At 64.2% G+C, this 22,238-nt stretch carries 18 protein-coding genes, 1 tRNA gene, 2 pseudogenes and 2 riboswitches; of the genes and pseudogenes, 10 read left to right on the top strand and 11 right to left on the bottom strand.

From position 1 onward, the window contains the following. On the top strand, window positions 1-213 hold a 213-nt coding region (locus tag M3I54_RS39045), incomplete at its 5' end, for an IS3 family transposase (RefSeq protein ID WP_254345359.1). Window positions 214-334: 121 nt separating this feature from the next. Here the strand turns inward: M3I54_RS39045 and M3I54_RS39040 are convergent. From M3I54_RS39040 to M3I54_RS39005, 8 genes are all read right to left on the bottom strand, one after another. Beyond that, window positions 335-2,053 carry a thiamine pyrophosphate-binding protein gene (locus tag M3I54_RS39040; protein ID WP_254345357.1) on the bottom strand — a complete coding sequence of 573 codons (1,719 nt, stop codon included), beginning with the start codon at window positions 2,051-2,053 and terminating at the stop codon, window positions 335-337. A gap of 74 nt (window positions 2,054-2,127) precedes the next feature. Further along, a complete protein-coding gene (locus tag M3I54_RS39035; protein ID WP_254345354.1) occupies window positions 2,128-3,516 on the bottom strand; it encodes an L-serine ammonia-lyase in 1,389 nt (462 codons plus the stop codon). Window positions 3,517-3,612: 96 nt separating this feature from the next. Beyond that, a complete protein-coding gene (locus tag M3I54_RS39030; RefSeq protein ID WP_375542289.1) occupies window positions 3,613-4,791 on the bottom strand; it encodes an alginate lyase family protein in 1,179 nt (392 codons plus the stop codon). Between the two features lie 136 nt (window positions 4,792-4,927). Further along, entirely contained in the window at window positions 4,928-7,903 is a 2,976-nt protein-coding gene (gcvP, locus tag M3I54_RS39025) for an aminomethyl-transferring glycine dehydrogenase (protein ID WP_254345352.1), read from the bottom strand. A gap of 72 nt (window positions 7,904-7,975) precedes the next feature. Then, the gene (gene gcvH / locus M3I54_RS39020) at window positions 7,976-8,356 is read right to left on the bottom strand and encodes a glycine cleavage system protein GcvH (protein WP_254345350.1); all 381 of its coding nucleotides are present in this window, start codon (window positions 8,354-8,356) and stop codon (window positions 7,976-7,978) included. Between the two features lie 75 nt (window positions 8,357-8,431). Beyond that, complete coding sequence (gene gcvT, locus M3I54_RS39015) at window positions 8,432-9,550, bottom strand: glycine cleavage system aminomethyltransferase GcvT (RefSeq protein ID WP_254345348.1); 1,119 nt, start codon at window positions 9,548-9,550, stop codon at window positions 8,432-8,434. Between the two features lie 89 nt (window positions 9,551-9,639). Beyond that, a riboswitch (glycine riboswitch) is annotated at window positions 9,640-9,774 on the bottom strand. 57 nt (window positions 9,775-9,831) lie between these two features. Then, window positions 9,832-9,942: riboswitch (glycine riboswitch) on the bottom strand. 203 nt (window positions 9,943-10,145) lie between these two features. Next, the gene (locus M3I54_RS39010; protein ID WP_035512641.1) at window positions 10,146-10,520 is read right to left on the bottom strand and encodes a hypothetical protein; all 375 of its coding nucleotides are present in this window, start codon (window positions 10,518-10,520) and stop codon (window positions 10,146-10,148) included. A 178-nt stretch (window positions 10,521-10,698) separates the two neighbouring features. Continuing rightward, a complete protein-coding gene (locus tag M3I54_RS39005) occupies window positions 10,699-11,760 on the bottom strand; it encodes an oxidoreductase (protein WP_254345346.1) in 1,062 nt (353 codons plus the stop codon). Window positions 11,761-12,037: 277 nt separating this feature from the next. Here M3I54_RS39005 and M3I54_RS39000 point away from each other — a divergent pair, with 277 nt between their 5' ends. After that, a complete protein-coding gene (locus M3I54_RS39000) occupies window positions 12,038-14,128 on the top strand; it encodes a UvrD-helicase domain-containing protein (protein WP_254345345.1) in 2,091 nt (696 codons plus the stop codon). 84 nt (window positions 14,129-14,212) lie between these two features. After that, a complete protein-coding gene (locus M3I54_RS38995; protein ID WP_254345344.1) occupies window positions 14,213-14,794 on the top strand; it encodes a hypothetical protein in 582 nt (193 codons plus the stop codon). A gap of 93 nt (window positions 14,795-14,887) precedes the next feature. Here M3I54_RS38995 and M3I54_RS38990 read toward each other — a convergent pair whose 3' ends face one another. Beyond that, window positions 14,888-15,811, bottom strand: coding sequence for a cytochrome c5 family protein (locus M3I54_RS38990; protein WP_254345343.1), 924 nt, complete (start codon window positions 15,809-15,811; stop codon window positions 14,888-14,890). Between the two features lie 305 nt (window positions 15,812-16,116). On the opposite strand from M3I54_RS38990, the gene M3I54_RS38985 reads away from it, so the two are divergent. After that, window positions 16,117-16,192: transfer RNA gene (locus tag M3I54_RS38985), tRNA-Arg, on the top strand. Between the two features lie 214 nt (window positions 16,193-16,406). On the opposite strand, the gene M3I54_RS38980 is transcribed toward M3I54_RS38985, so the two are convergent. Continuing rightward, window positions 16,407-17,309, bottom strand: coding sequence for a LysR family transcriptional regulator (locus M3I54_RS38980; RefSeq protein WP_254345338.1), 903 nt, complete (start codon window positions 17,307-17,309; stop codon window positions 16,407-16,409). Between the two features lie 137 nt (window positions 17,310-17,446). Between M3I54_RS38980 and M3I54_RS38975 the strand changes: the two genes are divergently transcribed. The 6 genes and pseudogenes from M3I54_RS38975 (at window position 17,447) to M3I54_RS38950 (ending at window position 20,354) form a co-directional block, all read left to right on the top strand. Next, on the top strand, window positions 17,447-17,857 hold the full coding sequence (locus M3I54_RS38975; protein ID WP_254345361.1) for a cupin domain-containing protein: 411 nt from the start codon (window positions 17,447-17,449) through the stop codon (window positions 17,855-17,857). 12 nt (window positions 17,858-17,869) lie between these two features. Continuing rightward, the gene (locus tag M3I54_RS38970) at window positions 17,870-18,106 is read left to right on the top strand and encodes a tautomerase family protein (protein WP_254345337.1); all 237 of its coding nucleotides are present in this window, start codon (window positions 17,870-17,872) and stop codon (window positions 18,104-18,106) included. A gap of 35 nt (window positions 18,107-18,141) precedes the next feature. Continuing rightward, a pseudogene (locus tag M3I54_RS38965) lies at window positions 18,142-18,702 on the top strand (SDR family oxidoreductase); the annotation flags it as partial. A gap of 74 nt (window positions 18,703-18,776) precedes the next feature. Further along, window positions 18,777-19,370: an isochorismatase family protein gene (locus M3I54_RS38960; protein ID WP_254345336.1), complete on the top strand. Its 594-nt coding sequence runs from the start codon at window positions 18,777-18,779 to the stop codon at window positions 19,368-19,370. After that, entirely contained in the window at window positions 19,363-20,046 is a 684-nt protein-coding gene (locus M3I54_RS38955; RefSeq protein ID WP_254345335.1) for a hypothetical protein, read from the top strand. Before M3I54_RS38960 ends, M3I54_RS38955 begins: the two co-directional genes overlap by 8 nt. Then, window positions 20,028-20,354 (top strand): hypothetical protein, encoded by a 327-nt coding sequence (locus tag M3I54_RS38950; protein WP_254345334.1) that lies wholly within the window; start codon window positions 20,028-20,030, stop codon window positions 20,352-20,354. Before M3I54_RS38955 ends, M3I54_RS38950 begins: the two co-directional genes overlap by 19 nt. Before the next feature lie 475 nt (window positions 20,355-20,829). Here M3I54_RS38950 and M3I54_RS38945 read toward each other — a convergent pair. Continuing rightward, window positions 20,830-21,870: pseudogene (locus tag M3I54_RS38945) on the bottom strand (IS5 family transposase); the annotation flags it as partial. Between the last annotated feature and the right edge of the window lie 368 nt (window positions 21,871-22,238).

The following is a 22,238-nucleotide window of genomic DNA, read 5'->3' as shown; positions in this document are numbered from 1 at the left end:
TCGCGCAAGGGCAACTGCCACGATAACGCCGCCATGGAAAGCTTCTTCGGCACCCTGAAGTCCGAGTTCTTTTACCCGACTCGCTTCGAGAGCATCGAAGCACTTCAGGCCGGCATCAAACACTACATTCACTACTACAATCACCAACGCATCAAGCTGAAGTTAAACGGGCTGAGTCCTGTGATGTACAGAACTCAGCCCGTTCGGCCCTAGCCAAATACTGTCCAGCTTTCCGGGGTCAGTTCAGAATCGAAAGATCTGCGGGGCTTTTGTTTGCGCGCTCACAATGGCTCATCCAGCTCGAAAGGTGAGCTTGTTCAGGATTCCTTTTCAGTCATTCTCCGCGCAATTTCTTGCCCGCTTCGCGAACCTGCTCGAGCGTCGCCGCAGGCGTGCTCGCTTCCTTCGTCACACGGATCTCGATCAGAGCGGGCTTGCCAGCCGTGAGCGCGCGCTCCAGCGCGGGCGCGAATTGCGCCGTGGTCGTGACGACTTCGCCGTGCGCGCCGAACGACTGCGCAAACGCCGCGAAGTCGGGGTTCGTGAGCTGCGTGCCGTGCACGCGATTCGGATAGTGGCGCTCCTGGTGCATGCGGATCGTGCCGTAGTGCGCGTTGTTCACGACGATGAACACGACATTCAGGCCGTACTGCATCGCCGTGGCGAGTTCCGACGAAGCCATCATGAAGCAGCCATCGCCCGCGAGCGCGACCACGGTGCGCGAGGGGTAGAGCGACTTTGCGGCGATCGCGGCGGGCACGCCGTAGCCCATCGCGCCGCTCGTGGGCGCGATCTGCGAGCGGAAATGGCGATAGGCGAAGTGGCGATGCAGCCACGTCGCGTAATTGCCCGCGCCGTTCGTGACGATTGCGTCGTCGGGCAGGCGCGCGCGCAGTTGCTGCATGACTTCGCCGAGTTGCACGTCGCCGGGCATCGGCAGCGGCTTGCGCCATGCGTGCCACGCCTCGTGCGCTTCTGCAGCGCTGCCGGCCCACGCGGGTTGAGCGGGAGCGGGAAGTTCTGCGAGCAGCGCCGCGATTTCCGCGAGGCCCGAAACGATCGGCAGATCCGCTGCATAGACTCGGCCGAGTTCCTCCGCGCCCTGATGCACGTGAATGAGCGTTTGCTTCGTCCTGGGAATGTCGAAGAGCGTGTAGCCGCCCGTCGTCGATTCGCCCAGGCGCGGACCGAGTGCGAGCAGTACGTCGGCTTCGCGAATGCGCTTGGCCAGCGCCGGATTTATGCCGAGGCCCACGTCGCCCGCGTAGTTCGGGTGCTCGTTGTTGAGCGTGTCCTGAAAGCGGAACGCGAGGCCGACCGGCAATTGCCAGTGTTCGACGAAGCGCTGGAAATCCGCGCACGCCTGCGGGTTCCAGCCATGGCCGCCCGCAATCACGAACGGCTTCTTCGCACCCGCGAGCAGTTCGCGCACGCGCTCCATCTGCGCCGCGGATGGCGACGCCTGCACGCGCTGCGCGGGCGGCGCGATGGGCTGCGCTTCGGACGCGGGAATCGCGCCGCTCAGCATGTCTTCGGGCAGCGCGAGCACGACCGGACCCGGCCGTCCCGACATCGCGAGATGGAACGCGTGGCTCAGATATTCGGGCACGCGGCGCGCGTCGTCGATCTGCGCGACCCACTTCGCCATCTGGCCGAACATGCGGCGATAGTCGATTTCCTGGAACGCCTCGCGGTCCATCTGCTCGCGCGCGACCTGGCCGATCAACAGGATCATCGGCGTGGAGTCCTGGAACGCCGTGTGCACGCCAATCGAGGCGTGCGTGGCGCCCGGCCCGCGCGTGACGAGCGCGATGCCGGGCTTGCCGGTGAGCTTGCCGATCGCTTCCGCCATGTTCGCCGCCGCCGCCTCGTGACGGCACACCACGGTTTCGATCTTCGCGGTTTCGTCGGACAACGAATCGAGCACCGCGAGATAGCTCTCGCCCGGTACGCAGAACACGCGCTCGACGCCATTGGCGACGAGTGCATCGACGACGAGGCGAGCCCCGGTGGTGGTGGCTTCGGTGGTGGCGGATGCGTTCGGCTGCTGCATGGCGGTCAAGTCTCCTTCAGTCGTTACGTGATTACGTTCAGATGCTTCAGGCAAGGCGACAGCGCTTCAAACGATCAGCACTCGACGATGTTCACCGCGAGGCCCCCGCGCGAGGTCTCCTTGTACTTCGTCTTCATGTCGGCGCCGGTCTCGCGCATCGTCTTGATCACGGAGTCGAGCGAAACATAGTGCGCGCCGTCGCCGCGCAGCGCCATGCGCGCGGCGTTCACGGCTTTCACCGAGGCCATGGCGTTACGTTCGATGCAGGGAATCTGCACCATGCCGCCCACGGGGTCGCAGGTAAGGCCGAGGTTGTGCTCCATGCCGATTTCGGCGGCGTTTTCCACTTGCAGCGGCGTGCCGCCCAACACAGCGGCGAGCGCGCCCGCGGCCATCGAGCAGGCCACGCCCACTTCGCCCTGGCAGCCCACTTCGGCACCCGAAATCGACGCGTTGAGCTTGTAGAGAATGCCGATGGCGGCCGCGGTGAGCAGGAAGTCGATCACGCCCTGCTCATTCGCGCCCGGCGTGAAGCGCACGTAGTAGTGCAGCACGGCGGGAATGATGCCGGCCGCGCCGTTGGTTGGCGCGGTCACCACGCGCGCGCCTGCGGCGTTTTCTTCATTCACGGCGATCGCGTACAGGTTGATCCAGTCGATCATCGAGAGCGGGTCTTGCAGCGCACGCTCGGGGTTGCTGGTCAGCGCCCGGTAGAGTTGCGGCGCGCGACGCTTCACGGCGAAGGGGCCGGGCAGCGTGCCGTCGGCGTCGGGATTGTTGATGCCGCAACCGCGCGACACACACGACTGCATCACGTCCCAGATGCGCAGGAGACCGGAGCGGATCTGCTCGTCGCCGTGCCAGACGCGCTCGTTTTCGAGCATCAGCTGCGCAATGCTCTTGCCCGTCGAGGCGCACAGCGCGAGCATCTCCGCGCCCGTGGTGAACGGATTCGGCAATTGCTGCGCGGCGGCGAGCACCTTCGTGTTCGGCGCGCCGGCGGTGACGACGAAGCCGCCGCCCACGGAGAGATACGTGCTTTCGCGCAGCGTATCGCCATTCGCGTCGAGCGCGCGCAGCTTCATGCCGTTCGGGTGTTCGGGCAGCGCCTGGCGATAGAACGCCACATGCTCCTTGGGAACGAACCCAATGGGATGGCGACCGAGCAGCGCGAGCTGGCGCGAGGTGCGTACGGCTTCGAGACGCTCGCCGATGGTGTCGGGGTTGACGGTGTCGGGCGCGTCGCCCATGAGACCCAGCATGACGCCGCGGTCGGTCCCGTGGCCCTTGCCGGTTGCGCCGAGTGAGCCGTACAGCTCGACCTTCACGGCGGCGGTGCTCGCGAGCAGGCCGTCGCGCTCGAGTCCTTCGGCGAACATCAGCGCCGCGCGCATCGGCCCGACTGTGTGCGAGCTGGAGGGCCCGATGCCGACTTTGAAGAGATCGAAAACGCTTACTGCCATGGGTACTGCTCCTGCTTGTCTGACGTTGGTTTGTGGGGATGCGGCGCGATTCGCGGCATCGTTATTTCCGTGCCGCCGCCGCAACCCGCGCGCGTGTTACCGCGCCGGCAACGGCAGACAGACGGCGAGCCACGCGGGCGGCGTGGGCGCGAGTTTCAGCGCGACTGGCGCAAAGCGGCCGTCGAGACGCGCCGCGAGATGAAACAGTTCGGCGGCGTTTTTTGGGTCCCATTGGCCGGTGTAGCCCGGCAGGCCCGCTTCGCGCCGCTTCGCGTCGAACGGTACGTTCGAACGCACGAATTCCTCGTGCGATTTCTGACCGAGCGCATAGGGCGTGAGCCAGTCGAGCGCATTGGCGAGCGTGGTGCCGTTGGCCGCGCGTTCGGTCAGCCAGTTGCGGTTGTGGCGGCGCGCGGCGAGCGCGGCGGTCACGAGCGGCTGCAAATCGTAGGTCACGTAGTGCAGCGCGTCGCGTTCGGTGAAGTCGAGTGTCGAGCCGTCGGGCGCGACGTTGTCGCCGAGATGCTCCACGAAGAGCCGCTGTGCCGTCGTGATCATCTTGCGGTTGTCGAGCGTGAACGCGATCATCGCTATCAGTTTGACCCGATGGCTCTGCCAATTGTTCGCGAAATTTCCCTTGAGCGGGCGCGGCTGCGCGTCGATCTGCGCGATATAGCCGTTCGCGAAGCTGTTCAGGAACTGCATGGTCGCGTTGCGCGTTTTCACGGGCAGCGCGCTCGCGGTCATGTCGTAGGCGAGTATTAGCCCCTCGAAACGCGTTTCGTCGATGGGATTGAAGCTCGGCTTGTACGTGGTGACCCACGCGAGCAGAAAGCGGTCCACGAGCTTCAGGAAGCGCTCGTCGCTCGTCGCGCGCCACGCGAGCGCGGCGTTGCGCATGAGGTCGAGTTCTTTCGCGGCCTCGACGCTCTGGTCGTAGATGCCCTCGTGCGGCAGCGTGCCCTCGGTGTGCAGGCGCGGCAGCGGATGGGGCGTGTCGTTCACGTGCGTCAGCACCTCGGCCACGAGCGCCTTCACGCCCGGGTCGGAGTTGGTGCGCTCGCTCGATTGCAGCGCGGGAGCCGCACAGAAGTTCATCGCCGCGTGGGCCGTGCCGGCGAAGGTGCCAGTGAAGGTGGCGCAGGCAAACGCCAGCGCGGCGGCAACGCGCCGCGGGCGGTTTTGCGGCGCACCGCGTGCGTGCCGGGTCTGCCGGACCGAAATCCGCGTTGCGGTATGCGGCAAGTCCCGCATCGAGTCCCGCAGTGGAACCATTCGCACCTTCCGCGCCATGCGCGACTCCCTGATTCAAGGCTGACAGGTGTGTGATGTTAGCGGTTTGCGGCGGCAAATGTGAGGGAGTTGAGCGCCGCTGCGTGAGCCGAAGATAACGCAGCGGCACGGCGAGAACTTATTCGCCTGCTATTTCGTCAGCGTATTCGCCCGAATATTCACTAATGGGCACGCACGAGCAGAACAGGTTGCGGTCGCCGTAAGCATTGTCGGCGCGGCCAACTGGCGGCCAGTACTTGCGCGCGACGAGCGATGCGACCGGGTAGGCGGCCTGCTCGCGCGAGTAAGCGTGTTTCCAGTCGTCGGCGACCACCACGGCGGCCGTGTGCGGCGCGTGGCGCAGGGGGTTGTCCTCCTTGTCCGCGCGGCCTTCTTCCACAGCGCGGATTTCCTGACGGATTGCCACCATCGCGTCGATGAAGCGATCGAGCTCCTCCTTCGACTCCGACTCGGTCGGCTCGACCATCAGCGTGCCCGGCACCGGGAAGCTCATGGTCGGGGCGTGGAAGCCATAGTCCATCAGGCGCTTGGCCACGTCGTCCACGGTGATGCCGCTTGCGTCCTTGATGGGGCGCAGGTCGAGAATGCACTCGTGCGCGACGAGCCCGCCCGGGCCGCTGTAGAGCACCGGGAAGTGCGGCGCGAGCTTGTTCGCCACGTAGTTGGCGTTGAGGATCGCGTTTTCGGTCGCAGCGGTCAGGTTGGCCGCGCCCATCATGGCGATGTACATCCACGAGATCGGTAGGATCGAGGCCGAGCCGTAAGGCGCCGCGCTCACCGCGCCGATGCCGTGATCGTCGCGCTTGTAGCCCGACGAAAGCTGGTTCGGCAGGAACTGCGCAAGGTGCGCGCCCACCGCGACCGGACCGACGCCCGGGCCGCCACCGCCGTGCGGAATGCAGAAGGTCTTGTGCAGGTTCAGGTGCGAGACGTCGCCGCCAAACTGGCCCGGCGCCGCGAGACCCACCATGGCGTTCATGTTCGCGCCGTCCACGTACACCTGGCCGCCCGCCGCGTGCACGATCTCGCAGACTTCGCGCACGTTCTCTTCGAACACGCCGTGCGTGGACGGATACGTGATCATGATCGCAGCGAGCCTGGCCGCGTGCTGCCCGGCCTTGGCCTTGAGGTCGGCGAGATCGATGTTGCCTTGCGCGTCGCACGCCACGACTACGACCTGCATGCCGGCCATCTGCGCCGATGCGGGGTTCGTGCCGTGCGCCGAAGCGGGAATCAGGCAGACGTTGCGATCGGCTTCGCCTCGCGAGGCGTGGTACGCCTGGATGATGAGCAGGCCCGCGTACTCGCCCTGCGAGCCGGCGTTCGGCTGCAGCGAAACGGCGGCGTAGCCCGTTGCGGCCACGAGCATCTGTTCGAGCTGATCGACCATCTCGCGATAGCCGACCGTCTGCTCGGCAGGCGCAAACGGGTGGATTCGGCCGAACTCGGGCCACGTGACCGGCAGCATTTCCGAGGTCGCGTTGAGCTTCATCGTGCACGAGCCGAGCGGGATCATCGAGCGGTCGAGCGCGAGGTCCTTGTCGGAGAGGCTGCGCAGGTAGCGCAGCATTTCCGTTTCCGAATGGTGACGGTTGAACACCGGATGCGTGAGGTACGCGCTTTCGCGCACCAGCGCGGCCGGGAACGTCGAAGCGGCGGCTTGCGTGAGTGCGGCGTCGAGCTTGTCGACCGAAGGCACTTCGCCGGCGAACGCGGCTTGCGCGAACACGGCGAGCAGGTCGGCCAGATCGGCGCGCGAGGTGGTTTCGTCGACGGACACGCCCACACGCGTCTCGCTCACGTGGCGCAGGTTCATCCCGCGCGCGAGCGCCGCATCGTGCAGCGCCTGGGTACGGGGGCCGGCTTCGAACGTGAGCGTGTCGAAAAACGCTTCGTTCACGAGCTTGTAGCCAAGCTGCTTCGCGCCCGCGGCGAGGATCGCGGCGACGCGGTTCACGCGCTGCGCAATGCGCTTCAAGCCTTGCGGGCCATGGTAGACGGCGTACATGCTCGCCATGATCGCAAGCAGCGCCTGCGCCGTGCAGACGTTCGAGGTCGCCTTTTCGCGACGGATGTGCTGTTCGCGCGTTTGCAGCGCGAGGCGCAGCGCCGGGTTGCCTTGCGCGTCGACGGTCACGCCGACGAGACGGCCCGGCATCTGGCGCTTGAATTCGTCCTTCACCGCGAGGTAGGCGGCGTGCGGGCCGCCGAAGCCCATCGGCACGCCAAAGCGCTGCGAGTTGCCCACGGCCACGTCCGCGCCCCAGGCGCCCGGTGGCGTGAGCATGGTGAGCGCGAGCAGGTCGGCGGCGGCGATCACCGCGCCGCCGGCTGCGTGTACGGCTTGCGCGAGCGCGCGGTAGTCGCGCACGTCGCCGTTCACGCCCGGATATTGCAGCAGCACGCCAAAGGCGCCGGTGGTTTTGGCAATTTCGGCCGCTTCAGCGGCCGGACCGACCTTCACCTCGATGCCGATCGGCTTCGCGCGCGTCTTCACGACTTCGATGGTCTGCGCCAGCACGTCGTCGGCGACGAAGAACACGTTCGACTTCGACTTGCCCACGCGCTGCACGAGCGTCATGGCTTCGGCGGCGGCGGTGGCTTCGTCGAGCAGCGAGGCGTTCGAGATCGCGAGCCCCGTCAAGTCGGTGATCATTTGCTGGAAGTTCAGCAGGGCTTCGAGGCGGCCCTGCGAGATTTCCGGCTGGTACGGCGTGTACGCGGTGTACCACGCCGGATTTTCGAGCACGTTGCGCAGGATGACGGCCGGCGTGTGCGTGTCATAGTAGCCCTGCCCGATATACGAGCGGAACACCTGGTTCTTGTCCGCGAGCGCGCGCAGGGCGGCGAGCGCCTCGGCTTCCGAGCGCGGCTGCGAGAACGGCCCGAGCGGCAGCGTCTCGTTGCGGCGGATCTTCGCCGGAATCACCGCATCGATCAGCGCGTCGCGCGAGGCAAAGCCGAGCGCGTCGAGCATCGCCTGCTGGTCGGCCGTGTCGGGGCCGATGTGGCGGGCGGCGAAAGCGTCGTGCGCTTCAAGCGCAGCAAGCGAGAGCGGGGAGTTCATCAGACGATCCGGGTGTTCGAGCTTCATAGGGATTCCTGCGGGCGCGGGCGGCGTTGTGAGCGCGCCGCCGCGCCGTGGCGGTTAAGGCGAGGTTGCGATTTAAGCGCCGATCGCCTTTTCGTAGGCGGCGGCGTCGATCAGCGAGTCGAGCGTGGCGTCGGCGGCGGGCTTGATCTTGAAGAGCCACGACTCGTACGGCGCGCCGTTCACCTGGTCGGGCGTGTCGACGAGCGACGTGTTCGCTTCGATGATTTCGCCTGCGACCGGCGCGTAGATGTCCGAGGCGGCCTTGACCGACTCGATCACGGCGACGGCGTCGCCGGCGGTGACCGCTCGGCCCGCTTCGGGCAGCTCGAGGAAGACGATGTCGCCGAGCGCTTCCTGCGCGTGGTCGGTGATGCCGATGGTCAGCGTGCCGTCGGCTTCGGTGCGGATCCACTCGTGCGATTCGGTGTATTTCAGATCGGCCGGGATGCTCATGGTTGCTCCAGTGCGTGGTTCGGTTTTTGTTGCTCGAAAAGGGGAGGGCGTGCGCGCTGGCAGGATCCTCGCGGATCAGGCGGCGAGCACCTTGCCGTTGCGCACGAACGGCAGTTTTACCACGCTTGCGGGAAGGGCTTTGTCACGGATCTGCACCTGCACGACATCGCCCGGCTGCACGCCCTGCGGCACGCGCGCGAAGGCGATCGATTCCTGCATGCTCGGCGAGAACGTGCCGCTCGTGATCTCGCCCTCGCCGTGCGGCGTGAGCACTTTCTGGTGCGCGCGCAGCACGCCGCCGGCCTTGCCGTTTTCCTTCTGCAGGATCAGGCCGACGAAGGCCGAACGCGAACCGTTCGCTTCCAGCGCCGGGCGGCCGACGAAGTCGCGCGGCTCCTTCATGTCGACGGTCCAGGCGAGGCCGGCGTCGAGCGGCGAGACGCCGTCGTCCATGTCCTGGCCGTAGAGGTTCATGCCCGCCTCGAGGCGCAGCGTGTCACGCGCGCCGAGGCCGCAGGGCTTCACGCCCTGGCGCTGCAGGGCGTCCCAGAATTCGCACACGGCGACAGCGGGCAGCACGATTTCGAAACCGTCCTCGCCGGTGTAGCCCGTGCGCGCGATCATCAGCTCGCCGAACGGCGTGGCTTCGACCTTCGCGGCGTTGAAGGGTTTGAGAACTTCGGTTGCGCTGCGCGACGAGGGCGCGACCTGCCAGACCTTTTCGCGCGCGTTCGGGCCTTGCACGGCGACGATCGCGAGATCGCGGCGCGCTGTGATGGTGAGGCCGAAGCCGCCTTCGGCGTTGAGCTTCTCGAACCAGGCGATGTCTTTCTCGGCCGTGCCGGCGTTGACGACGGTGCGGAACTGGTCGTCGGCGAAGAAGTAGACGATCAGGTCGTCGATCACGCCGCCTTCGGGGTTCAGCATGCACGAGTAGAGAGCGCGGCCCGGCGTAGTGAGCTTGGCGACGTTGTTGGCGAGCGCGCGGGAGAAGAACTCGCGCGCCTTCGGGCCCGAAAAGTCGACGACGCACATGTGCGACACGTCGAACATGCCGGCGTCGGTGCGCACGGCGCGATGCTCGTCGATCTGCGAGCCGTAGTTGACGGGCATGTCCCAGCCGCCGAAGTCGACCATGCGGGCGTTCAGCGCGCGGTGCGTGTCGTTCAGCGGGGTGCGTTTGAGTTCGGTCATGGGGCCTCAGGCGGTCGCGAATATTCGCGCGAAAACGAAAAAGGCCATGCAGGAAGCGCCGCAGGCACGATGCCCGTGGTCGGTTCTTGCATGGCCCCTCTGTCCTCGGTACCTGAGAGATTGCGCCGTTGATGCCGGCGCGCGCCCCTTCGGTGGGCAGCCTGAACGCGTGGGGGTACGATCCGCCGCCGCCCGTTCTACTGCCGCTCTCCAGAGTTGCGGACTGTATGCTGCTTCGCGTTATCTCGCGCAAAAAGCGCAAATGCAGCGAATCAGCGGTCCGGCGCGCACGGTCCTTTTGCCTGAGAGTTTGTGGGTTGCCCCTTCGGCGGCGCCGGTTGCACTAGCTAAAGCAAACTAAGGCAAACGGCGCGCTCTCCCGGCGCGCGCAGCGATTGTGCGCGACGCCTCGGGGCTATGTCAATGCGGGAAAATTCTGCGCGCGGCGCGAGCAAAGGGTTGGGAGGCTTGCTGGCGGATCGGCGGCCCGCCATGCATGGCGCCGGAGAAAAACGGGGACGGTTCGGGGCGGCCGGGAGGCGCGGCACGAACCGCGAGCGCGCGGTCCGTGCCGGGAGGCCAATGCGCGTAGCGCTTACTCGCCGATGGCGCGAGCGGCCGTGTCGAGTTCCTGGTTCAGCACACGCTGCTCGTCGGGCGAGATGCCGCCGCCGTGCTGCGCGGCCATGTCGTGCGCTTCGCCGCGGATCGTGTCGAGACGGTGGTGGAGCGCGCCGCCTTGGGGCGGCGGGTAGTAGCCCTGGCTCACGCGCATGTCGATGCGGTGGCCCAGGTTGTCGATGCGGCCGTCGACCTGATGCAGGCGATCGACGGCAACTTCGTGAGGATTCGGGCCGGGCGGGGGCGGCGGAGCGGGGCGCGACGCCGGCTGGTTGACCACGCACGCGGCGAGGGTCGAAACGAGCGCGCCAGCGGCGATAAGGCGTAGAGCGTGGGTGTAGCGGGTCATTCAGACTCTCCTTTGTCTTCTCGTTGCTGCTTTTTTGTCCTGCATGTCCACAAACGTCTGGCGATTGCCGCGTGATGACCCCACCGCGGCAACCAGATGTAACCATTTGTATGGACCTTTCAGCGGCGTCGGCGCAATGCAAGGTCGACGCCGCAGCTGAAAGCGCGAGCCGGCGCGCTCAGGACTGGCGCACGAACGCCAGCGTGCGGCCTTCCTGCGCGCTTTGCATGGCGAGCTCGACGAGCGTCATGACGTCGATGGCGTCCTGCGGGCTCACTGGGAACGGCTTGCCTTCGCGGATCGCCGCGGCAAGGGCGCGGTACAGATCGGCGTAATTGCCCGCGGCGTTGGGCACGTCGAGATCGGCTTCCTGGCCGTCGTCGCGCAGCACGTGCAGGCGGCCCGCCTCGTTGCCCGCGCCGAAGCCGGGCTGACCCGGGCGCAGGCCGTCCTTGAGCTGATCTTCCTGGGTGTCGAGCCCGTTCTTCAGATAGCTGCCGCGCGTGCCGTGAATCGCGAAGCGCGGCGCGTACGCGGCGAGCGCGCTGGCGTGCAGCACGGCGTCGTGGTGCGGGTAGCGCAGCACGAGGTGCTCGTAATCCGGCGCACTTGCGTTCTCGCGCCGCGTGTGAACGAACGCGGTGATCGATTCAGGTGCGCCAAAGAGCGCGAGCGTCTGGTCGATCAGATGCGGGCCGAGATCGTAGAGCAGGCCACCGCCGCGCGCGGCGTCTTCGCGCCAGCGCTGCTTCACTTGCGGGCGGAAGCGGTCGAAATGCGATTCGTAGTGCGTGACGCGCCCGAGTTCGCCGCGGTCGATCAGCTCGCGCACGGTGAGGAAATCGCCGTCCCAGCGGCGGTTGTGGAACGGTGCGAACACGAGGCCGCGCTGCTTCGCGATGGCCGCGAGCGTGCGCGCTTCTTCGGCAGTGAGCGTGACCGGCTTGTCCACCAGCACGTGCTTGCCGCGCTCGAGCGTGCGGCGCGCGAGGTCATAGTGCGTGTCGTTGGGCGTGGCGATCACGACGCATTCGATGGCGTCGATCGAGAGTAGCGCGTCGAGGTCGGGCACGATCGCGGCGTCGGGATAGTCGGCCTGGGCGCGTTCGGCCTGGCTCGTGGCGATGGCGGCGAGCTGCGCGGCGCCGCTATGCGCGATCACGGGGGCGTGGAAGGTCTGGCCGGCGAAGCCGTAGCCCATCAGGCCGATTTGCAGCGGTGCAGTCTGCGGTGCAGTCATTTAGCGCTTCCTCTTTCCAGCGAGTGCGGGTGGCGGGAGCCCGTTATTGTGGCACGGCACGCATAACGTGCGGAACGAGGCGAGGGACGGATGAGCCGTGGCAGGAGGAACATCGGGGGCACCATCGGCGTATCGCTGTGGCGTGTTAACATCGCACCTCCCGCGTGAGAGGCCGCTGCGACGTACGCACGCCTCGCGCCGTGCGGCGTCACGAAAGGCCAAGCGCCCCGCCCGCACGCCTCCCAGCCGTACCACCCGTTTTCCCAATCCAGCAACGATGTCCGCAGGCCTCAATTCCGCCCAAAACGAAGCGGTGCGCTATCTCGACGGTCCCTGTCTCGTGCTCGCCGGCGCGGGCAGCGGCAAGACGCGTGTCATCACGCAGAAGATCGCGCACCTCATCGAAGCGAAAGGCTTCGAGCCGCGCCATATCGCCGCCGTCACCTTCACCAACAAGGCCGCCGCCGAAATGCGCGAGCGCGTGGGCAAGCTGCTCGAAGGCAAGACGCTCACCACGCCCGGCAAGGAAGGCCGCAAGGTGCCGACCAACCAGCTGACGGTCTGCACGTTCCACTCGCTGGGCGTGCAGATCCTGCGCCAGGAGGCGGAGCACCTGGGCCTGAAGCCCCAGTTCTCGATCATGGACGCCGACGACTGCTTCGCCATGATCCAGGAGCAGGTGGGCTCGACGGACAAAGGCTTCATCCGCAAGATCCAGTCGATCGTCTCGCTCTGGAAGAACGGTCTCGTGATGCCCGAGGAGGCGCTGGCCACGGCCTCGAACGAGGACGAGCACCAGGCGGCCATCGTCTACCGCAACTACATGGCGACGCTGCACGCCTATCAGGCGGTGGACTTCGACGACCTGATCCGGCTGCCTGCCGAGTTGTTCGCGAAGAACGAGCAGGTGCGCGATCGCTGGCAGAACAAGCTGCGCTATCTGCTGGTCGACGAGTACCAGGACACCAACGCCTGCCAGTACGAATTGCTGAAACTGCTGGCGGGTCCGCGGGCGGCGTTTACGGCCGTGGGCGACGACGATCAGGCCATCTACGGCTGGCGCGGCGCCACGCTCGAAAACCTCGCGCAGCTCGGCAAGGACTTTCCGAAGCTGCACCTCATCAAGCTCGAGCAGAACTACCGCTCGACGGTGCGCATTCTCACGGCGGCGAACAACGTCATTGCGAACAATCCGAAGCTGTTCGAGAAGAAGCTTTGGTCCGAGCACGGCATGGGCGACACCATCACCGTCACGCCCTGCAACGACGAAGAGCACGAAGCCGAGTCGGTCGTGTTCCGGCTTTCGGCGCACAAGTTCGAGCGGCGCGCGCAGTTTCGCGACTACGCGATTCTGTATCGCGGCAACTTTCAGGCGCGCATCTTCGAACAGGTGCTGCGCCGCGAGCGCATCCCCTACGTGCTCTCGGGCGGCCAGTCGTTCTTCGACAAGGCCGAGATCAAGGACATCTGCGCTTACCTGCGCCTGATCGCCAATCACGACGACGATCCCGCGTTCATCCGCGCGATCACCACGCCGCGCCGTGGCGTGGGCAACACCACGCTCGAAGCGCTCGGCTCGTTCGCGGGGCAGGCGAAGGTGTCGCTGTTCGAGGCCGTGTACATGGGCGGTATCGAGGCGCGGCTTTCGGCGCGCCAGGTCGAGCCGATGCGCGTGTTCTGCGACTTCATGCAGCGCCTCGCCGAGCGCGCGCAGAAGGACCCGGCGACAGTCGTGCTCGACGACCTCATGGACGCGATTCACTATGAGGCGTATCTCTACGACGCCTTCGACGAGCGCCAGGCGCAGTCGAAGTGGCAGAACGTGCTCGAATTCCTGGAGTGGCTCAAGCGCAAGGGCACCAAGCCCGAGCAGGAGATCGGCGAAGACAGCGAAGCCACCGGTTACGACAACGCCGACGGCCTCGCCGACACCGGCAAGAACCTCATGGGCCTGATCCAGACCGTCGCGCTGATGTCGATGCTCGAAGGCAAGGAAGAGGATCCGGACGCCGTGCGGCTTTCGACCGTGCATGCTTCGAAGGGGCTGGAGTATCCGCACGTGTTCCTGGTGGGCGTGGAAGAGGGGATCATGCCGCACCGCGGCGGCTCGGAAGACGACGTGATCGACGAAGGGCGTATCGAGGAAGAGCGCCGCCTCATGTACGTGGCGATCACGCGTGCGCAGCGCAGCCTGCATCTGAACTGGTGCAAGAAGCGCAAGCGGGCGCGCGAGACGGTGGTGTGCGAGGCGTCGCGCTTCATTCCGGAGATGGGCCTGGACGACGCGCCGCCGCCGACCGCCGAAGAAGCGCCGATGACGCCGAAGGACCGGTTGGCGAGTTTGAAGGCGTTGTTACAGAAGGGGTGATGACCCTGGCGTGCAGCGGGTGTTTGTTTTATTGGGACGCGGACGGCAGTAGAGTGAACGCCCCTGTCCTGCTCGCTGCCGCCGATGGAAGATCCATTGCTCCCGCATTACCGTCACGCGCTTGAAACGTATATCGACGCGAAGGACAACACGAAGCCCGCACGGATTCACGAAGCATTCGCGTCTGATGCGGAACTGACGTTCTCGCTGGCCACACCGAATATCGCGTTTCCGGCGCGCAGCGTCGGCGCCGAAGCGATCGCGAAGACGCTGGTCAGCGATTTCGGCGAGCGCTATTCGCGTTGCCGCACCTTCTACCTTTGCGAGGCCGCTGCGCTCGTGGTGCGCGAGCGCACGATCGAGGCGCTGCCCTGGCTCGTCGTAATGCGCGAGGACGCGGCGGGCGCGCTGCGCATCGGTCGCGGCACGTATCGCTGGACTTTCGTTACGAATGACATCGCGCCGCGCGTTTCGGCATTCCACATTCACATTGCCCGGATGGACGTGATCGACGACCCGGACGGTGCGCGGCTCGAGCGCCTGCAAGAGGGCTTGAGCTATCCGTGGCTCGCTCCCGCCGAACTGGCTGCGCGTTACGGCGCGCTGGCCGGGGACGCTTCGGGTGCGTTCGACTTTGCCCGCGAATTTGCGCGTCCCGTGCGCTGATGCGCGACTGTCTTTCCATCGAGGGAAATAAAAATCCCCGCGCCGTATCGCTACGGGCGGGGATCGCTGTGCGCTTTGGCGCGCGTGGGGCGCTTACTTCGCCGCGCTGACCATGTAGTCGACGGCTGCCTTCACGTCGGCGTCTGAGGCGGTCGAGCCGCCCTTGGGTGGCATCTGGCCCTTGCCGTGCAGCGCGTAGTTGTAGACGGTGTCCATCGGGACCTTGAGGCGCGGCGCCCAGTCGGCCTTGTTGCCGAATTTCGGGGCGCCCAGCACACCCGCCGCGTGACACGCCTGGCAAACCTGCTGATAGAGCGCCTTGCCCGCCTGCGAGGCGTCGGCGCTCTGCGAGCCGCCACCAGCCGCGGGAGCGGACGAAGCCTGCGGGATGGCCGCGATCGCCGCTGCGGCGGCTTGCGCCTGGGCGGCGTTCGCATCGGCGCCCGATGCATCCGAGGCCGGTGCAGCGGCCGCCGCGCCCGAAGCCGCATTGGCTGCATTGGCCGCGCCTGGCGCGGGCTTGGGCGGATCCTGGAAGTTCGCGCCGGCGTGGTTCGCCATATAGGCGACGGCGAGGCCGATTTCGTAGTCGCTGTAGTCGTCCGGGCTCGTGCCGCCGCGCGGGGGCATCGCGCCCTTGCCGGAGAGCGCCGTTTTCCAGAGCGTGTCGAAGCCCTGCGCGATGCGCGGCGCCCAGTCGCCCGAGTTGCCAAACTTCGGCGCGCCGGCGGTGCCCGAGGAATGACACGCCGAGCAGACAGCCTGAAAGACCTGCTCGCCGGTCTTGTAGACGTGCGGCGCGTTGGCGTCGCGCACGTTGACTTGCGCGACCGGCGCGATGCGCGCGGCGACCTGCTGGGTGGAGAGTTCGTCGGTGCCCGCGCCGGTGCGCGTCGTGTTGTCGACGTAGTAGACGAGCAGAATGATGATGACGATGGGGACGGCAAACCCGGCGATGACAGCGGCGATCAGCTGGCCGGGCGTTTTGATCGGGACTCCGTGGGGTGCTTCGCTCATGCTTGTCTCGACTCCCGTTGATTTTATGGTGAGCGGTACAGCAGGACGGCAATGGCCATGCGGCAGATCAAACACCGACGATTATAGACGGAAGGTTTTCCGGCTGGTGGGCGTGTGCGGACGTAGTTCAGCGGGCGTTTACCCGGAGCGGATGGGCGGCGGCTCGAGCTGTTGTGCCTATGTCGATGCGGCCCTTAATAGCCTGCGCGGTGGACGGTTTAACCGAAACCGGTTATTCTCTCGGTCTCTCTTCGGCGCTGCCTTTCCCGTGTTCTTCGGGCGGACGGCGGTGCCAGCAAGTCAATGCGCCCGTAGCTCAATGGATAGAGTACTGCCCTCCGAAGGCAGGGGTTGCTGGTTCGATCCCAGCCGGGCGCGCCAAGAAGTTTTCCGCAGAAATCCCCTGAAATCCTGAAAAGCCCCCGCCAGAAAAGGCGTTGCGGGAAATTCGCGTCCGGGGAAAGCCTGGAATTTCCCATGCAATCCGGCGTTTGCATGCACGGCAGTTTCGCGGAAGCGCATTGCTGTTGTACAGGGCTTGTACATCGCGCGAAGCGACGGCAGATTGAGTCATGGCGATCGCGCAGAGCCACCGTCAGACAGCGCGTGAAACGTGCCGAAGCGCATCAATGATCAACGCGAATGCCGGTGATGTTTGCCGCCGGCTTGCATAGTAAAGATGATAGCCAGGCACGGTCGGACACCATTCTTCGAGTACGCTCGACAGCCGACCCTCGGCCAAATGTGGCGCAGCCAGATCGTGCGGCACGTAGGCCAGCCCATATCCTTCTAGCGCTGCATCGAGCATCTGAGGCGTAGTGTTGAAGATGAATTGACCATGCACGTTTACGTGCAATGCCTCACGCTTCCTGGCGAATTCCCACGCATATAACCCGCCCCGCGTTGGGAGGCGCAGGTTGATGCAGTTGTGCGCGGCCAGATCATGCGGCGAGACAGGACGCCCATTCAATCTTAGATATTCCGGTGAACCGACAACGGCCATTTTGAAGTCCGGACCAATACGTACGGCGATCATGTCTTGCGCGATCAAGTCGCCGCTGCGCACACCAGCATCGAACCGATCCGCGACGATATCGACCATGCCATAGTTGATATTGATTTCGACCGAAACGTCGGGATAACTTCGCAGTACTTCCTTCAGCTTTGGCCAGAGAACGGTGTCCGCCGCGTGGTCGTGCGCTGAAATCCGGATCAATCCTGCAGGCTTTTCCCGCAGCGCACTTAGCGACTCCAGCTCCGCTGAGATTCCGTCGTAGTACGGGCCGACATTAGACAACAAACGTTCCCCAGCTTCGGTTGGCGAAACGCCACGCGTGGTCCGGGTCAGCAAACGTAACCCGATTTTCTCCTCCAGCCCGCGCATCGAATGGCTCAGCGCGGATTGCGACACACCCAGCTGCGCCGCTGCACGGGTAAAGCTCCGCTCACGCGCGACGACAAAAAATGCCCGCAGGACGTTCAGGTCGAGATTCTTCATTATGAATGTTATTCATATCTGTTTGCGAAGTTTAGCAGTTACTGGTGGAACTGATCGAGACGTACATTTCATTCATCGATCAGGCGGCGCATCCCGTCGTCACGAGTAAAGATCCAAACAGGAGTGGGGCAATGGAAATCGAAGTCAAACGTTGCGGGAGCGTTCCCGCTTTCAAGGGGCCAGCCGATTGGTTCACGGGCAGCGTTCGCGTGGATGCGCTGTTTCAGCCGACCGGCGCGGCGCGGGCTGCTGGCGGTAGCGTGACCTTCGAGCCGGGAGCGCGCACCGCCTGGCATGAGCACCCGCTCGGTCAGACACTGATCGTGACGTCCGGTTGCGGCTTTGTGCAACGTTGGGATGGGCCGCTCGAAACGATTCGACCGGGCGACGTGGTCTGGATTCCCGCAGGCGTCAAGCATTGGCATGGCGCATCCGCCGATACGGCGATGACGCATATCGCCATCCAGGAAACGGTCGATGGCAAGGCCGTCGACTGGCTCGAACACGTGAGCGATGAGCAGTATCCGGGCTCGACCGCTGCACGCTAACAGGAGCTCGCCATGCCGCACGTCATCGTGAAAATGTGGCCCGGTAAGTCCGAACAGCAAAAACAGCAACTGTCCGACGAGATCACCAGTGCCGTGACTAGCATCCTTGGATACGGGAAGGCATCCGTTTCCGTCGGTATCGAGATCGTGCAGCCGTCCGCCTGGGTTCGGGACGTCTATGACCCCGATCTCCGTGATCGATGGGACGCGCTGTATCAAAAGCCGGGCTATGACCCGTCAGATCTATAGACGGATGCTGCCTCCTGCCTGCGGGATAGGCGCACGATGCCGATGTCGCTTGTCGCGATAACGTCGCGCGTCTGGTCGATCATGCTGTGCAACTGCACGGCCGCGTTGACGTTCTGATCAACAACGCCGGGCTCATGCCAAGCTCCATGCTGGAAAAACTTCACGTCGATGAGTGGGACCGCATGATCGACGTGAACATCAAGGGCGTGCTCTACGGCATTGCAGCCGTTCTGCCACACATGATCCGGCAAAAGAGCGGGCATATCATCAATGTGTCGTCGGTCGCGGGTCACAAGGTAGGTCCGGGCGGCGCGGTCTACGCGGCGACGAAACACGCTGTCCGGGCAATTTCCGAAGGGTTGCGCCAGGAAGTGAAGCCCTACAACATCCGCACAACGATCATTTCCCCCGGGGCCGTCGCCACCGAGCTTACGCGAACGATCACTGACCCTGACGTCGCGGCTGGTATGAGCGCCGTGTATGAGCAGGCAATCTCGCCCGATTCGTTCGCAAGCGTCGTGATCTTCGCGATGAGTCAACCCGAAAACGTAGACGTCAACGAAGTGCTATTTCGGCCAACCAGCCAGATGTACTAACCTTTCAGCGCTCTGCCCAGGCATACGTCAATGATCGATATGACGACGCGCGCCTGGGGCGCCGAGAGGTCGCCATGAATGCCATGATGCGTGAGCTTATTCCCTCGTCCACACAATTCCTTTTCGTTGATTTGCAGCCAAAGATCATGGCTTCAAGTCGAACTCTGGCGCCGGATATTCTTGCGGCTGCGGCCGGGGTTCTGGCGGAAGGCGCTGATTTGCTGGGATGTCCCATGACCTTCGCTTTCGCGCCGGAGGGGCCGGGACGGGAACCTGTCTCGGTGCCAGAGCTTGTTCAGTACGCACGAAGCGATGTTTCATTTACCCGGACCGTGACGGGCCCCTTTCTGGATTCGCGTATTGCGCATCACATCAATGGCAACGAGCGCCGAACGCTAGTGGTCGCTGGTTATACGGTTGAAGTCGCTGTTATTCAGAGTGTTATCGGTGCTCGCGCGGCTGGATTCGATGTCTTCGTGCCCGTAGACGGTACGGCAAGCCGCTCGAAGCGAACGGAAATGGCATCAATCCGTGAAATCGAAATACTGGGTGGTGTTGTCACCTCGGTACGTAGCTTGCTGATGCGCCTGGCGCCAGACCTTGGCACGCCGACCGGCCGGAAGATGCTTGAAATCGTCAGCAAACTTCGAGAGGCGGAGCGTGACTGACGACATCGAATCAGACGCCTCTTATCTGGTCCTGAAGGAACGCGGAAGCATTATTGTAGGTGGGCGTCGCGTACCGCAGCCTTTTGTCGATCTCGGCAGCCATAGAGCAGCCGACACGATAACGGTTGACCAGATGTACGTCGATTACATGGTTCGGCCGAATGCCAAGGCTGCACGTGCTGTCCTGATTCACGGAGTCGGCCAGAGCGGAAACAGCTATGACACCACGCCCGACGGCCGAATAGGGCGGTTCGAGTACTTTGTCCGGCAAGAATATGCCACCTATGTCGTCGACCAAATAGGCAGAGGAAGGTCCGGCTTCAATCAGGCCATTTTCAATCAGGTCGGCGCAGGCGATGCGTCGCCATCGTTGCAGCCGCAGATAGTGCGGCTTGGCGACGACATCGGCGTATGGGTGAACTTCCGTATTGGGCCAGCCCCTCGCCAAGCGTTCGCCGATACGCAATTCCCGATCGAGGCAATCGACGCAGCTTCGCAGCGGGGCATTCCGGATCTGAATGCGATGCTGCCGTCGCCTAACCCGACTTGTCAGGCGCTCGTTTCGTTATCGCATCAGCTGGACAAGGTCGTATTGATCGCCACTCCCAATCCGGGGCATTTCCGTTGGAGACAGTACTCATGGACCCTTCAAGGATCATGGCGTCCGTCATCGTAGAACCTGGAAATTGCAATGGCGCGGTATGGACCGACGAACAGATTGAAAACCTGGCCAAGGTGCCGACGCTGATTCTGTACGGCGACCACCTGTCCAATCCCACCGGACTGCCTGGCGCAGCGTGGCAAGAGCGCATGGACGATTGCCGCATATTGGTCGAACGGTTGCGATCCAAAGGTGAGAAGGCCGAGTTATGGCATGTCCCTGATCGCGGAGTGCGCGGCAATAGCCACATGATGATGTGGGACAAAAATAACGTGCAGATAGCGCAGGTGATCCTTAACTGGTTTTCGTCCGTGCTGCGCTGATTTGCAAAGCCGCCAGGCAAGCATGGCGTTGAACTGGATATTACGCGGCGTAGGCGTCCAAGGCATTCAATGGCACATGCAGTTTTTTATCGGCCGCGAATGCATCCAGCAGATGTTTTACGGTGACCTGCACGCGTGGCGCCATCAGCGCCCGATGGGGGTACTGCATCACCATCTCATAGGCTCCGGGCAGGTGGGATCGGTGAAGGACGAGTTTCAGCGCGCCGGACAGCAGGTGATCCCAGGCCAGATGAACCCCGACCTGGGCAATCCCGACGTTGTCGCATGCCGCCTGAGCGAGCGATTCGGGTGCGGACAGCATCAGCATCGCTCTGTTCGCGGGACCCAGCGTGGTAATGCTTCCGTCCTTGGCCTTGAAATTCCACGGTGCAACCTGACCGCCCAGGAACCGCCGCGCGATAAGCCGATGGGATGGCAATTCATCCGGCGTATGAGGCACACCATGCCGTGTCAGATAGGCCGCCATGTTCAACACGAACATCTGGCCCACCTTCTTCAAGCCACGCACCATCACCTGGCGCATGCGTCCCACGGTCTTGGCCCAGCCGAAACCTTGTTCGATCAACTTGCGCTTTTGCTGCGAAATGGCGTAACCCACGCTCGAGGCAATCGTATCGGGCACTGCCGAACGCCGCCCCGAGGTGTTTTGCGCAACGTGCGGTGTGACGTTCATCCGCTGGCACGCCTCGATGAATTCCTGTGCGTCGTAACCCTTGTCAGCACCCAGCGTGATTACTGCGTCCAGATCCTCTGCCGCTTGCCGTGCGTCGTGGATCATGATCTTGGCCGTTTCACGCTCGGCATGCCCGTCAGCGTGTGTCACGCGCGCGTTGACCACCAGACCGTGCCGGTTATCCGTCAGCGTATGGCCCATGTACCGCAATTCGCTAGTCGTTTTGCCTTTGCGATAGAGCTGCGCATCGGGGTCGGTCCTCGACTGATGTGTCTCGTTGCTGCGTTTCTCGCCCTTGAAGTCGCCCGCGCCGCCACCGTCGTTGTCCTGATCGTCGCCGTTCTTGTGCCCGGCCCACGCCTGGATCAACGTTCCGTCCACGCTGAAATGCTCACCCGAGAGCAGGCACTTCTTCTCGGCGATGGCCACCACGCCGTTGAAGAATTCGATCACGGCATCGTGCTCGATCAGACGCTCGCGGTTCTTCGTGAAGACCGTGGGCACCCACACCTCGTCATCCATTGCCAGGCCGATGAACCAGCGAAACAGCAGGTTGTACTGCACCTGCTCCATGAGTTGGCGCTCCGAGCGGATGCTGTAAAGCACCTGGATCAGCATGGCTCGCAGCAACTTCTCTGGCGCAATGCTCGGCCGTCCACCTTTTATGTCGGCTTCGTACATCCCCGCGAACAGTCGATCCATCTTCACCAGCGCTTCGTTCGCCATCACGCGGATCGATCGCAACGGATGCGACTTGGGGACGAAGTCGTCCAGTTTGCGCATGGAAAACAGACTCTCGGTGAACGTGTCGGCGCCGCGCATAATCTCTGTGGGGCAAGTGGTGGTCCATCTATCAACGCTTCACGAACTCTGCGCGATGACGTGTTTCAGCGGTACTTCAGCGGCCTGCTAGGTCGTACCCGGTATGAGGTGGGCGCCCCTTAACAGGTTGCGGAAATACACCCCCGGCGGAAGCGGTGCGCCTCGATGTACGCGCCCGCCAGTCGCAAACTTTCGCATTGTGCAATCTCAACGCGAATTCAACGTTCTTTCGGCGGCTTGAGGCCGACTTCTGACCTCCTTGCCACGCTTTCCGCCACTTATAAGCGGATTTGTCCCAGTGATCGCATGCGCACGAGGTTGTATGCCGCCATGTTCAACACGAACATCTGGTCCACCTTCTTCAAGCC

It is taken from the genome of Paraburkholderia sp. CNPSo 3274, from assembly GCF_024206475.1.
Classification (GTDB): domain Bacteria; phylum Pseudomonadota; class Gammaproteobacteria; order Burkholderiales; family Burkholderiaceae; genus Paraburkholderia.
This window is presented reverse-complemented; position numbering and strand designations above follow the sequence as displayed.

What these genes read in the sequence shown, in the direction of transcription:
- M3I54_RS39010 (WP_035512641.1), bottom strand. Translation starts at nt 10,520, where the DNA reads ATGACCCGCTACACCCACGCTCTACGCCTTATCGCCGCTGGCGCGCTC.
- M3I54_RS39040 (WP_254345357.1), bottom strand. Translation starts at nt 2,053, where the DNA reads ATGCAGCAGCCGAACGCATCCGCCACCACCGAAGCCACCACCACCGGG.
- M3I54_RS38970 (WP_254345337.1), top strand. Translation starts at nt 17,870, where the DNA reads ATGCCGCACGTCATCGTGAAAATGTGGCCCGGTAAGTCCGAACAGCAA.
- M3I54_RS38950 (WP_254345334.1), top strand. Translation starts at nt 20,028, where the DNA reads ATGGCGTCCGTCATCGTAGAACCTGGAAATTGCAATGGCGCGGTATGG.
- gcvT (WP_254345348.1), bottom strand. Translation starts at nt 9,550, where the DNA reads ATGACCGAACTCAAACGCACCCCGCTGAACGACACGCACCGCGCGCTG.
- M3I54_RS38960 (WP_254345336.1), top strand. Translation starts at nt 18,777, where the DNA reads ATGAATGCCATGATGCGTGAGCTTATTCCCTCGTCCACACAATTCCTT.
- M3I54_RS38995 (WP_254345344.1), top strand. Translation starts at nt 14,213, where the DNA reads ATGGAAGATCCATTGCTCCCGCATTACCGTCACGCGCTTGAAACGTAT.
- M3I54_RS38990 (WP_254345343.1), bottom strand. Translation starts at nt 15,811, where the DNA reads ATGAGCGAAGCACCCCACGGAGTCCCGATCAAAACGCCCGGCCAGCTG.
- gcvP (WP_254345352.1), bottom strand. Translation starts at nt 7,903, where the DNA reads ATGAAGCTCGAACACCCGGATCGTCTGATGAACTCCCCGCTCTCGCTT.
- M3I54_RS39030 (WP_375542289.1), bottom strand. Translation starts at nt 4,791, where the DNA reads ATGGTTCCACTGCGGGACTCGATGCGGGACTTGCCGCATACCGCAACG.
- gcvH (WP_254345350.1), bottom strand. Translation starts at nt 8,356, where the DNA reads ATGAGCATCCCGGCCGATCTGAAATACACCGAATCGCACGAGTGGATC.
- M3I54_RS39035 (WP_254345354.1), bottom strand. Translation starts at nt 3,516, where the DNA reads ATGGCAGTAAGCGTTTTCGATCTCTTCAAAGTCGGCATCGGGCCCTCC.
- M3I54_RS38980 (WP_254345338.1), bottom strand. Translation starts at nt 17,309, where the DNA reads ATGAAGAATCTCGACCTGAACGTCCTGCGGGCATTTTTTGTCGTCGCG.
- M3I54_RS39005 (WP_254345346.1), bottom strand. Translation starts at nt 11,760, where the DNA reads ATGACTGCACCGCAGACTGCACCGCTGCAAATCGGCCTGATGGGCTAC.
- M3I54_RS39000 (WP_254345345.1), top strand. Translation starts at nt 12,038, where the DNA reads ATGTCCGCAGGCCTCAATTCCGCCCAAAACGAAGCGGTGCGCTATCTC.